Here is a 13,036-nt window from a genome sequence, read left to right on the forward strand (position 1 = left end):
TTAGTGACAAAATACTTTTGTAATTAATGCAAAAGTAAGGTGCTCACGTATGGCTCAGCATGCAAAAACCGAAGACTTAGAAATGTTTTTAACGGTAGTAGATAGCGGAAGCTTTTCAGCAGCAGCTAATTTGCTTGATCAGCAAGTAGCAAAAGTGTCGCGGGCCGTGTCTCGCCTTGAAAACACGTTACAATGTACATTACTAAATAGGACCACTCGCCGATTAGAACTAACCGAAGAGGGCCATACCTTTATTAAATATGCTCGCGATGGCTTAAACACCTTACAAACCGGCGAAGAAGCCATAAAGCTTTTAAAACAAGCCCCTAGTGGAAAATTACGTATTGACGCAGCAAGCCCCTTTGTACTGCACCAATTGGTACCTTTAATTGCTGAATTTAATGCGCAATATCCTCACATTACGCTTGATATAACCTCCCACGACAGCATTATTGACTTGCTCGAACATAAAACCGACTTAGCAATTCGTATAGGTGAGTTAAAAGACTCTAACCTACATGCAAAAAAGCTCGGCGTAAGTAAATTGCATTTAGTTGCAAGCCCTAGTTACCTTAAACATACACCGACTATTTCGCACACCAGCGACTTAACCCAGCATAAACTCATTGGTTTTACCGACTCGCCCAAACTTAATAACTGGCCGCTAAAATCGCCCACAGCTTTAAATTTTGGCTTATCTGCCAGTAGCGGCGAAACTGTACGCCAGCTATGCTTAGCAAACCAAGGGGTGGCGCTGCTTTCGCACTTTATGATTGGTGATGATTTAAAATCAGGCAAGCTAATAGAAATACTGCCAGGGAGTATCAGCACGCCAAACAACCGCGAAATTGTGCAAGCGGTGTATTACAAAAACAGTGCTGTATCGTCGCGTATAATGGCTTTTTTAGATTTTATAAAACCACTGCTGAAATTGTAAGTGACGTTTTTATACCAAACGCTTAATTAAGTAATCTATATTGTGACTGGAAAAACGTGTGGATAGCTAAGCAAAAAATTTGCTATTTCGTTGTTCTCAGCAATTGCTCCTGCATTGCTCTACCTTCTGCATCCATGCAGTCGTAAATTAAAATTTTTTAACGCAGGTAGCGACACGTTTAGCCCCGCAATATGATTAAGTATTATTGTGGATTGGTTTTAAGCCCAAGGGCAGCATAACTAACACCCTAAATAAGAAGGAATAAAATGGACTCGTTAACGCAGGTAGTTTTAGGTAGCGCAGTAGGTTACGCCGTATTAGGTAATAAAATTGGCCGAAAAGCCGCTTTATGGGGTGCTGCTTTAGGTACTTTACCCGACTTAGATGTTTTTATTCCTTATGGCGGGCCAGTGGAGGCATTTACTTATCATCGAGGTTTCAGCCATTCGTTTATAGTGCATTTATTAATTAGCCCACTTATTGTTTGGCTTATTTTAAAAATACACTCCGGTATGCAAATACATAAAGCACGCTGGTTTTGGCTGGTATTTTTATGTTTATCGACCCATGCATTACTTGATAGCTTTACAGTATATGGTACGCAATTAATCTGGCCGCTTAGCGAGCACCCTTTTGCTATTTCAAATATATTTATAATCGATCCCCTGTACACCCTGCCGTTATTCTTGGCCTTTCTGTGCACTTTAATACCTAAAATACACACACCGCGCATTTATAAAATTAACGCCGCTATGCTTGTGCTCAGTAGCCTTTATTTATGTAGCTCTCTTATTTTAAAAGTAATAATTAACAATAAAATAGACGCCGCGTTTGCACATAAACACATACACATTAATAACTATGTAAGCACCCCCGCCCCGCTTACAACCTTGCTATGGCGAGTTGTTGCGATGTCTGATGGGCAATATTACATAAGTTATGCCTCGGTATTTGACTCCCCTGAAGAGGTTACAATAAACAGCTATAACACAAGCCCCGCTTTGCTAAACGATATTAAAAATGAATGGGGCATAAAACGTTTGCAGTGGTTTACTAAAGGTTTTTATAGCGTGAAAGAGCAGCAAAATAAAATTGTTTTATCTGACTTACGTATGGGCATGGAGTGTTATTACGTATTTAATTTTGCAGTTGGTGAAAAAACCAACAAAGGAGTGCAGGTAAGCAACTTTGAAAAACTAAATCAGCGCTCAAATTTAAGTAGCCTAAGTAAAGTGTGGGGTAGAATTTGGAACCCTGATGTCAGTTTAGCCCCTCCCTATGCAGACAAAAACTGTATGAAAACGCCTTAACACTCTGATTATAATTGCATTCATTAATCTGAGCTGGCGTTAAAATATTTAAGTTTGCTTTCGCTAGCTAAAAATTTTAAGTGAAAACAAAACAAATTAGCAGCTTGAGATAATTTTATTATCCAAAGCTCAGGTTGGTGGTTAATTAATAAGGCGCAGCTAAGTGAGCGTTTCAGCTGCGCCTAAGTATTAATTTTGGTGCTCGTATTGGCCGCGGTATACCTCAAACACTTTTAAAACAGTGTGCTGTTCTTTATTTAGATTATCAAACCAATCGTCAAATAGTTCGTCGTTATCTTGCTCACTTAACGCCATATATTGTGCTAATAGCTCAATAATATCGTTGTGTGTACAGTCTATTGGATTAATTTGCTCAGATAAGACTGTGTGATCGCGCTCTCTAAGGGTTTCCATCACCCCTTGGTCTATTTGTTCTTGTTGTGCTGCGTCGCTCATAGCTTACCTCTAAACCGTAAAAATTTTCTTGTTAACACTTTTTATATAGTTATAACAGCCTAAAAACTAATAGCCAGTATTTTTGGTTTAAGTGGTTATTTTTTGAATTGTTTGCGCAATTAGCCAGCAAAAATGCCAGTAAATGAGAGTAAAAATCATTTGCACACATGCCGTAAACGCGATAACCTATAGTTATATTATCACATAACAACTTAAGGCGTATTATGAAACCTAATATCCATCCAGATTACAACGTGGTTGCTTTTCACGATACAGCTGCCGATAGCTACTTCATTATTGGCTCAACCATTAAAACAGACCGCACTATTGAGCTTGAAGGGAAAACGTATCCGTATGTGCCTATTGATGTGTCTAGCGACTCGCACCCATTTTATACTGGTAAGCAAAAAACAGTGGCTAGTGACGGCCGTGTCGCGCAGTTTAACCGTCGCTTTAAAAACTTATCTACTGCCAAAAAAGGTGAGTAATGAAAGTATTAAGCTCGCTTAAAAGCGCTAAGCAACGACCAGGATGTCAAATAGTGAAGCGAAAAGGACGTGTTTTTGTAATATGTAAAGACAATCCACGTTTTAAAGCAGTACAAGGAATGAAGAAAAAATAACACTAATTCCGTGAAGTATACGGGTAAACGAACCATGTTTACCCGTATTTTTTATTTAACAACTACAGAAAACTCAGGTTGGGCCTGAATCACTTTTTTAACAGTACACGTATTAACCGCAGCAATAAGTGCTTTTTTATATTTTTGAGGAAAGCCATCTGGTAAATTAATTTCGATAGAAAATAATTTTTTACCTTCTTCATCTACGTTTTCATTATTTTGCGTAAGCGTCATCCCTTGTGTAGAGATATCGCGTTGCTCACAAAATTTACGTGCATAAAACCCAGCACATAGCACCATGCTTACTAAGAAGTAGTCAAACGGTTCTGGGTGTTCGGCACCGCCACCAGCACTAATACTTTGATCGCTTATTACTTCAAGGTCGCCAAATTTTGCACTTTGTTTTTGACCCTCTAACAATGACACTGAAATTTCCATTACTATTCCTTAATTAATCTGCACCCTAGATAAGAGCTTTACTAAAATATTGAAAAATGAGCATTCAAACTTTTTAATCTGCAGCTATACATTTTATTAAAACATCACAAATCTGCGCATCAATAATGCGCTACTGCGAAAAAGTTAGCATATGTAGCGCTGAAATAACTGCTCGACATTAATTTACAAAAAAGCTGAGGTTAATTACCAAACAATAAGTCAAAAAAACCTGGAGGCTCGTGCAATTCATGATACTTCTTGCGTAAATCATCTATATTTTTAAGGGCTGGCTTTGCTGCATCAAGCCCGCGCTCATTCGCTAATTTTTTTGCCAACTTTGCTTGCGCAATAACTTTATCTAGCCCTTGTAGCGACATTTGTGCTTCTTTATGAAAGGTCGCTTTTTTACTGGTTTCAACCAAAGTAATAAACTTATCTATGGCGGTATTAAAGCCACCTATACCTACTGCTTGCACCGCATTTTTATATGCAAGGCCTGTATTTTTCATATTAACTTCGAGATCAACTTCTTGCTCTGAAAAGGCCGCAGTACTGAATACAAAAGTAAAAATTAAAACTAAAAACTTCATGGTAAAACCTATTTATAAAAAACAGTATAAGTGTATCAAGTTTACGTAATAAAGTAACTCAAGGCGCATAGGAAGCTAGGTAACTGTAAAGGGGCTTTACAATAAACGAGTAAGTAACAAGTATTACCTTTATAAATGTAACTAAACAGTAAACACAAATAATACACCTTAAAAACACACCCCATAAAAGGGACAATAGAAATTAACACCGCCTAATAAAAACTCAAAAACATCAATACAAATACATGAATTACGTATATTAAATACAACTTAAAAACAGTGACAACAATTTCAATTAAAAGAATAATCTTATTTTAAAACAAAGGTTAAGCATGTTTTTTTCATTTAATTAACACTGTATTTGGGCTTATTTTATTGTGATTTCAGCGAAAATTAGTTGTTCCCATATATATCCATGTTAATTGTTAATGTGCAATGTAAATAATAAATAAACAGCTCGTAGTAATTAATACACATTGCACAAGAGCTGTACCTAAAATCACAAGTAATCATCTAGGGAATTTCAATGAAAACGTTTAATATAGTCTCTCACAGTATTAAAGCTGCACTTTGTCTCTCAACTGCAGGTTTAGCATTTTCATCATTAGCGGCAGAAGAGGATGAAAAAAAATTAGAAAGAATAGAAGTAACAGGTTCTAAGATCAGCCGTGTAGGCGCAATAGCCCCAGCCCCTGTTACCGTTATCTCTGGCGAAGATCTTATTAACACCGGCGCAGTTAATATTGGTGAAGCCTTAAACAAATTACCAGCGTTAGGTAATACATACTCACTTGCAAACTCAGGCAGGTTCATTGGTACTGCCGGTTTAAATATTCTTGATTTACGTAATATGGGTACAGACCGTACCTTAGTACTTGTTAATGGAAAGCGCCATGTTTCAAGTTCTGCGGGCTCTCAATCAGTCGATACGAATACTATTCCAAGTGTATGGGTTGAGCGCGTTGAAATAGTTACCGGTGGTGCATCGGCCGTTTATGGTGCGGATGCGGTAACGGGCGTCGTTAACTTTATCTTAAAAGACAACATTGAAGGCTTAAACGTAAGTGTGACTAAAGGGGTTTCTGATCTAAGTGATTATAACAACGAAAAAGCCACTTTTTCATATGGTAAAAACTTTGATAATGGCCGCGGTAACGCAGCATTTGCAGTTGAATACTCTGGTCAAGACTCATTAAACGCACTTGATCACCCGTGGACAGACGGCTCTTACTCAAGTTTACGCAACCAAGCACAAACTGATGCTAATAAAGATGACCCAAACTTTCCTGATAAAATTTACACACCAAATGCAGGCTACTATGCAATTAATAACGCAGGCGTATTTAGCGTAGGTAACGGCTATGTAAATACGTTTAATCCAGATGGAACACAGCGTGATATTTATATTGGTGACAATGTTGATGGACTACTGTGTGCCGATTGTGACTCGTTTAACCTTGCACAATTTGATGAAATACAACCTGAATTTGAAAGATACAATGTTAATTTCAAAGTCAACTATGACGTAACAGAAGACTTAAATGCTTATTTTGAAGCAAAATACGTCAACAGTGAAGGTGAAAGCATTGGTCAACCAGCATTCTTCTTTGGCGATCCTAGAAATACAATCAGTATAGATAACCCATACTTAGATGACAGCGTCAGAACATTAATGGAAGAGGCTAATGATGGTGAAGGCGTCGACTCGATTAATGTTTTACGTATGATGACAGATTTAGGTCGTCGTATCGAAAATAACACGCGTGAAACCACGCGCTTTGTAGCGGGTTTAAAAGGAACAGTTTTAGAAGATTGGGATCTAGATGCTTCAGTGGTTCGTGGTAAAACCGAACTTGAGCGTGTAAATGGCGCTAATATGATTTTAGATAACTATTCTTTCGCGCTTGATGCAATTGAAGATGACGAAGGCAACATTGTATGTCGTAGTGAAGCTGCACGTGCTGACGGCTGTGTGCCTGTAAACATTATGGGTTTTGGCGCACCTAGCCAAGAAGCCATTGATTATATTAATACCGTATCGACCGGTACTTCTGAAATCACACAAACAGTGGTTTCAGCTTCGCTGGCAAATGGTGCACTTTTTGAAGTACCGGCAGGTTATGTTGGTATGGCATTTGGTGTTGAATACCGTAAAGAAGAAAGTGAAACAATTGAACCTGATAACGCTGAGGGGACTTTCTTCAATGCTTTAGGTGAGGATAAGGGCGAATTTGATGTAAATGAAGTTTTTGCTGAGGCCACTATCCCTTTAGTCTCTGATCTTCCTTTTGTTCAAGATTTAGTACTGGATGCAGCTGTGCGTTACGCTGATTACAGCACCATTGGTGATGCAACAAGCTGGAAGCTTGGCTTAGATTGGACTGTTAATGACCAAGTACGCTTGCGATTTACACAGTCTGAGGCACTAAGAGCGCCTAATATTGGTGAAATTTTTGGCGCACCTAGCCAGACTTTCTATAACGTAGATGATCCTTGTTTAGCCGATAACTTAAATGATTTACAAAATAGCGACACTCGCCGTGCTAACTGTGCTGCGCTTGGTGTACCAGTTGGCTTTGAATCAGACTACGATTCACAAACACTTGAAGGCTTACAAAGCGGTAACCGTGATGTTAAAGGTGAAGAATCAACAAGTACAACGATAGGTTTAGTGTACCAGCCTGATTTCATTGAAAATGCAGTATTAACGCTAGATTACTGGAAAATAGAACTAGAAGATGCGATTTCTACAATTGCATCTCAAGAAATTCTGGATCGCTGTGTCGACAGCACTTCAGGTATTGAAAATCAATACTGTGATTTAATAACGCGTGATGCAAACAGTGAAATTACGCTAATTCAAAACTCAGTTCTAAACGTATCAGGCCAAGAAGCTTCTGGTATTGATTTTGAACTTGCTTATGACTTTGATGCCCTTGAGGGTAGCTTTGCAACCCGTTTAATTGGTACTTACTTAATTGAACGTAAAGAGTTCCCATTCCAAGATGAACCAGAAGAGTTCATTGAATATGCGGGTACAACTGGCGAAGCTGAGTGGCAAGCTAACATTAATATAGAGTATAGCTACGAGCGTTTCTACACCTCTTTAAGCACTCGATATATTGAACAAGTGAGCTTATACACAGAACAAGAACTTGAAGACAACCCTAACCCTAGTAGCTTAATGAACTATGGCACTTATATTATTTCAGATATAACAGTAGGTTATAACTTTGATAATGGCATGGGTGTTAAATTAGGTGTAGATAACGTATTTAACAGAGAGCTTCCATACGGTACACGCGGTACAGGTAGTGGTAGTGCAAGTTACGATAATATTGGCCGTTTTGGCTATGTAAACTTATCATACGATTTTTAGTTTTTAACCCTCCCTAGAAAGGCCCTTAATTGGGCCTTTTTTATTTTTTTAGATGAAATTTACTCAATTTATTGTTTTTAGAAACATATAACTGTTTCATCATGTTACTTTTTCGGGGCCAACCGACACAAAGTAATTACATTAAAAACACATTAAAGCTCACTTTCAACTCAGCAGTTCAATTTACGAGCAAAACATAGTTAAGCCCCACGCCAACTTCAAAGCCATTAAAAGATTAAAAAACAAACCAATAAATCAACCAAACGTAAACACACCTGTAAAACAACAAAAAATGTAACACTAAGCCCTTTTAACCCTCATTAGTATTAACAAAACCCGAGTGATTTATTGTTGCGTTAATACTAACAAGCGGCAACTTTAGACAATTTAATAAAGAGTTAACTTACTGAAAAAGCAAAAATTACGACGCTTCTATTCATTGTTTCAGCATGCAATAATCGCCGGCCCTATAACAAAAGTTATAGGGCTTAGGCTAAATGCACTGTGTATTTAGCTAAAAAGTTAATGTATTTAATTATTATAAAATCTCCTTTGGGAAACACATGAAACGTCATAATTTACTTTCTACTAGTATTAAATGTGCATTAATTACTGCTGCTGCAACAGCGAGTAATTCTGTACTTGCACAAGATGAGCAAGCGACAAAAATTGAACGCGTTGAAGTAACGGGTTCGCGTATTTTACGTGAAGGCGCTATTGCACCGGCACCAGTAACAGTTATAAGCGGCGAGCAGCTAATTAATACTGGCGCTGTAAACATTGGTGAAGCGCTAAACAACTTACCAGCACTTGGCAATACATATTCAATGGCTAACTCAGGCCGCTTTATTGGTACTGCTGGTTTAAACATTCTTGATTTACGTAACATGGGTACCGACCGTACCTTAGTACTTGTAAACGGTAAGCGCCACGTATCTAGCTCAGCGGGTTCTCAAGCTGTAGATACAAATACTATTCCGAGCGTCTGGGTTGAGCGAGTAGAAATTATTACTGGTGGTGCATCAGCTGTATACGGTGCAGATGCGGTTACAGGTGTTGTCAACTTTATATTAAAAGACAACATTGAAGGTATGGATTTTAGCGTTACCCGTGGTTTTGCCGATTTAAACAGCTACAACAACGAAAAAGCAACGTTCTCGTACGGCTCTAATTTTGATAACGACCGTGGTAATGCCGCTTTTGCTATTGAGTACTCAGGCCAAGATTCATTAAATGCACTTGACCACCCTTGGACTAGCACATCTTTTAGCAGCTTACCTAACCAAGCCCAAACGGATGAGAACAAAAATAGTGCTGACTTTCCTGATAAAATTTTAACACCTAATGCGGGTTATTTCGCCATCAATGATGCAGGTGTTTATGCACTTGAAGATCCAAGTAAATTTATTAATAGCTTTAACCCGGATAGCAGTGCTCGTGACTTATACATAGGCAATAACGCAGATCCATATTCATGTGCAGAATGTGACTTTTTTAACCTAGGCCAATTTGAAGAAATACAACCTGAGTTTGAGCGTTACAACGTAAACTTTAAAGTTAACTACGATGTTACCGACGATTTAAACGTCTACTTTGATGCAAAATACGTAAACAGCCAAGGCGAAAGCATAGGTCAACCTGCGTTTTTCTTTTTTGACAGCGACAACAGCATTAAAATTGATAACCCTTACCTAGACCCAGATATCAAAGCGCGTATGCAAGAGGAAGGCGTTGATTCAATCATGATAAACCGCATGATGAGTGACCTTGGCCGCCGCGTTGAAAATAATACCCGTGAAACAACGCGTTTTGTTACAGGCTTAAAAGGAACTGTGTTTGAAGATTGGGAATTAGATACATCAGTTGTGTATGGTCAAACTGACTTAGAGCGCGAAAATGGCGCTAATATGATTTTAGCCAACTACTTTAATGCCCTTGATGCCGTTGAAGATGCAGATGGCAACATCGTATGTCGCAGCGCTGCTGCACAAGCTGATGGCTGTGTACCGGTAAACATTATGGGTTTTGGCGCACCATCTCAGCAAGCGATTGATTACATAAATACGGTATCTGTAGGTACGTCAACTATTAAGCAAACCGTGGTTTCTGGTTCACTTGCCAATGGCGCTATTTTTGAATTACCAGCAGGTTACGTAGGTGTTGCGTTTGGTGCTGAATACCGTAAAGAAGAAAGCGAAACAAAAGAGCCAGATAACGCAGAAGGTACATTTTTTAACGCTTTAGGCGAAGATAAAGGCTCGTTTAATGTGCGTGAAGCATTTTTTGAAGCAACTATGCCTATTTTAACTGACTTACCGCTTATTCAAGATTTAGTATTTGATACCGCAGTACGTCATGCTGATTACAGCACAATTGGCGAAGCAACTAGCTGGAAACTAGGCCTTGATTGGACTGTTAACGATGAACTACGTGTGCGTGTAACGCAATCTGCAGCACTTCGTGCGCCTAACATAAGTGAAGTATTTGGTGCAGCAAGCCAAACGTTCTACAATGTAGAAGACCCGTGCCGCGCTGAAAACATAGCTAATTTATCAAATGCAGCAACACGCACAGCAAACTGTGCTGCATTAGGTGTTGCAAGTGACTTTAACTCAGGTTACGACTCAGCCTCTTTAGATGGCTTAACAAGCGGTAACCGTGATGTTAAAGGTGAAGAGTCTACAAGTACAACGGTAGGTATTGTTTATCAACCAGAGTTTTTAGAAAACGCTGTGCTTACTATAGATTACTGGGAAATTGATCTAGAAAATGCAATTGACACAATCGACGCGCAAGAAATTCTCGACCGCTGTGTTGATAGCACAACAGGTATAGACAATCAGTACTGTAATTTAATTACACGTAATGCCAGTGGTGAAATTTCGCTGATTCAAAACTCAGTGCTTAACGTAGCTGGTCAAAAGGCGTCTGGTGTTGATTTTGAACTAGGCTATGACTTTGATGCGCTAGAAGGTAGCTTTAAAACACGTTTAATTGGTACTTACCTTATTGAACGCAAAGATTACCCGTTCCAGGATGATCCTAGTTCATATATTGAGTACGCAGGTACAACCGGCGAAGCGAAATGGCAGACTAACCTATCTGTAAGCTACTTAATGGATAACTTTTATTCAACGGTTGAAACACGCTTTATCAGCGAAGTTGATTTATACACAAATGTAGAGCTTGCGAGTAACTCGAACCCAAGTAACCAAATGTCTTACGGTAAATACTTTATTACCGATATGACAGTGGGTTACAACTTCGATAGCGGCTTAGGCGTTAAAGTAGGTGTTGATAACCTATTTAATCGTAAACTTCCGTACGGTACACGCGGGACAGGCGAAAACAGCGCAAGTTACGATAACATTGGCCGCTTTGGCTACATTAACTTAAGCTACAGCTTATAATTAGTAACAACGTTTATTAATTAAGTTAAAGGCTCGCACTGCGAGCCTTTTTATACCAATGAGCTTAGTTAAGTGATCTATTTTGCAAATTGGTATGACTGCACTTTATTTAATATTACTTAACCATACACTTTGATAAGGCTCTAGCTCTATAGTGAGTTGATCCTCGGTAATTGTTTCATTAGCCACTAAATCAAACCACTGCTGGGTGTTAATTAAGTTTAAATCTGCAAGGGTAAGTACTTGTGGTTTATCACTTATGTTATAAACGCAAAATATACTTTGACGCCTGTCTATACTTTGCCGCCAAAAACCAAATAACCCCCCCGCTAAGTGCAGCGTAAATTGCGTGGCATTAGGGTGAAATGCACTTTGTTTTTTTCGAATACCTAATAAATGCTTAATACCATTAAACACTTTGTGATGATGGCTATATTTATCACCTAAAGCCGATAATAGTTTTGACTCTTGCCAACGATGACGGTTAATTGCACGGTTATGCTGTGAGTTTTCAAAGCGTTCGTAATCGTTCGTTGTGCCAAGCAAGCTATGAATATAAAGCCCAGGGATCCCTTCGAGCGCAAACATAATGGCGTGTGCACACATAAACCGCTCAAGGCCAAACTTATCTTGCCCATTGTGCGTGCCTTGTAATGCATCAAAAAGTGCAATATTTAGTTCATACGGTGTGTGCGTACCATCGTTACTGGTGCGCATTGATACACGCCCACCAAACTGCATAGACGTACTCACCAATGACGCTACTTCGCTTGGTTGTAACAAGCCTTCTATTGGCCTAAGTCCAATGCCATCGTGCGAGGCAATAAAGTTAAAGTATGTGGTGCCGTTTTGCGCAGGCGGCATACTCATCATCCAGTGCTTAATGGCCGTGCTATCTCCACTGAGTAATGTATGCAGTAATAAAGGCGGTAAGGCAAAGTTATAAATACTGTGGGCTTCGTTGGCGTTACCAAAGTAAGAGAGGTTTTCTTGGTTTGGTATGTTTGTTTCGGTAATTATGACAACGCTTGGCTCAGTATGCTCTATTAGGGTGCGAATAAGCCTAACTGCTTCATGCGTTTGCGGTAAATTAATGCAATTTGTATTGAGTTGTTTCCATAAAAATGCAACCGCATCTAGCCTAAACAAACGCACACCATTATCTAAATAATGGCGAATAATGCTTATAAATTCTTTTAAAACTTCCGGGTTACCAAAATCAAAATCAACTTGGTCGTGGCTAAATGTACACCATACATGTTTTTCGCCGCTTGGTGTGGTCACCGTATTTAATAGCGGTGACGTACGCGGGCGTACTACATTAGATAAATCATCGGTTAAACTTGCCGTTTTAAAGTAATCTTTGCCGGGGTCTAAATCGTTTAAAAAGTTTTCAAACCATACACTTCGGCTAGAGCAGTGATTAATCACTAAATCTGCCATTAGCTTTACATCTTTGGCAATATTTTTTATATCTTGCCAATCACCTAGCGATTCATTTACTTGCACGTAGTTCATTACCGCAAAGCCTTCATCAGAGCTATACGGGTAAAATGGCAATATATGCAAAGCATTAAGCTGCATATCGCACTGCTCTTTTATAAACCGGTGCAAGGTTTTAAGCGGTGCTTCTACCGGTTTTGCAACAGCTTGGTCTCCCTCATCGTGCTTAATAATAGAGTCGCCATAGGCTATTAGTATAATATCTTGCTCGTCCCAACGGTTTGTATGGGGTGTAGGGTCGCGCAGCGGGCTGTCGCCTAAAATTATAGTTATAAGCTGCTCAGCCAGCTCTGTAATACTTAAGGGCAGTTCAACATCTTTATAAATAATATGTAGATGTTGCTCTACCCGCTGTAAAAATAATTCACTTACTGTATTCACACGCGCCCCT

The 13,036-nt window shown here is 39.0% G+C and carries 10 protein-coding genes; 6 read left to right on the forward strand and 4 right to left on the reverse strand.

The window, feature by feature from the left end; genetic code table 11:
- The first annotated feature begins 49 nt into the window (after nt 1–49).
- Together B2R65_RS12710 and B2R65_RS12715 are read left to right on the forward strand one after the other, a co-directional pair.
- Entirely contained in the window at nt 50–937 is an 888-nt protein-coding gene (locus B2R65_RS12710) for a LysR family transcriptional regulator (protein WP_286743181.1), read from the forward strand.
- Between the two features lie 266 nt (nt 938–1,203).
- Nucleotides 1,204–2,247: a metal-dependent hydrolase gene (locus tag B2R65_RS12715; RefSeq protein WP_286743183.1), complete on the forward strand. Its 1,044-nt coding sequence runs from the start codon at nt 1,204–1,206 to the stop codon at nt 2,245–2,247.
- Nucleotides 2,248–2,436: 189 nt separating this feature from the next.
- Here B2R65_RS12715 and B2R65_RS12720 read toward each other — a convergent pair whose 3' ends face one another.
- The gene (locus B2R65_RS12720; protein ID WP_024031803.1) at nt 2,437–2,703 is read right to left on the reverse strand and encodes a hypothetical protein; all 267 of its coding nucleotides are present in this window, start codon (nt 2,701–2,703) and stop codon (nt 2,437–2,439) included.
- A 224-nt stretch (nt 2,704–2,927) separates the two neighbouring features.
- On the opposite strand from B2R65_RS12720, the gene B2R65_RS12725 reads away from it, so the two are divergent.
- The gene (locus tag B2R65_RS12725) at nt 2,928–3,191 is read left to right on the forward strand and encodes a type B 50S ribosomal protein L31 (protein WP_004586488.1); all 264 of its coding nucleotides are present in this window, start codon (nt 2,928–2,930) and stop codon (nt 3,189–3,191) included.
- Nucleotides 3,191–3,325: a type B 50S ribosomal protein L36 gene (ykgO, locus tag B2R65_RS12730; RefSeq protein WP_004586489.1), complete on the forward strand. Its 135-nt coding sequence runs from the start codon at nt 3,191–3,193 to the stop codon at nt 3,323–3,325. Before B2R65_RS12725 ends, ykgO begins: the two co-directional genes overlap by 1 nt.
- 51 nt (nt 3,326–3,376) lie before the next feature.
- Here ykgO and B2R65_RS12735 read toward each other — a convergent pair whose 3' ends face one another.
- On the reverse strand, nt 3,377–3,763 hold the full coding sequence (locus tag B2R65_RS12735; RefSeq protein ID WP_029771983.1) for an OsmC family protein: 387 nt from the start codon (nt 3,761–3,763) through the stop codon (nt 3,377–3,379).
- A gap of 200 nt (nt 3,764–3,963) precedes the next feature.
- On the reverse strand, nt 3,964–4,353 hold the full coding sequence (locus tag B2R65_RS12740; RefSeq protein ID WP_029771982.1) for a cytochrome b562: 390 nt from the start codon (nt 4,351–4,353) through the stop codon (nt 3,964–3,966).
- A gap of 526 nt (nt 4,354–4,879) precedes the next feature.
- On the opposite strand from B2R65_RS12740, the gene B2R65_RS12745 reads away from it, so the two are divergent.
- Nucleotides 4,880–7,732: a TonB-dependent receptor domain-containing protein gene (locus tag B2R65_RS12745; protein WP_029771981.1), complete on the forward strand. Its 2,853-nt coding sequence runs from the start codon at nt 4,880–4,882 to the stop codon at nt 7,730–7,732.
- A gap of 563 nt (nt 7,733–8,295) precedes the next feature.
- Nucleotides 8,296–11,142 carry a TonB-dependent receptor domain-containing protein gene (locus B2R65_RS12750; RefSeq protein WP_286743203.1) on the forward strand — a complete coding sequence of 949 codons (2,847 nt, stop codon included), beginning with the start codon at nt 8,296–8,298 and terminating at the stop codon, nt 11,140–11,142.
- Nucleotides 11,143–11,247: 105 nt separating this feature from the next.
- Here the strand turns inward: B2R65_RS12750 and B2R65_RS12755 are convergent, their stop codons facing one another.
- Nucleotides 11,248–13,026: a sugar phosphorylase gene (locus B2R65_RS12755; protein ID WP_004586493.1), complete on the reverse strand. Its 1,779-nt coding sequence runs from the start codon at nt 13,024–13,026 to the stop codon at nt 11,248–11,250.
- Nucleotides 13,027–13,036: the final 10 nt, after the last annotated feature.

Origin of the sequence: Pseudoalteromonas sp. UBA2102, from assembly GCF_002331165.1 — a bacterium.
Taxonomy (GTDB): Bacteria; Pseudomonadota; Gammaproteobacteria; order Enterobacterales; family Alteromonadaceae; genus Pseudoalteromonas; species Pseudoalteromonas atlantica.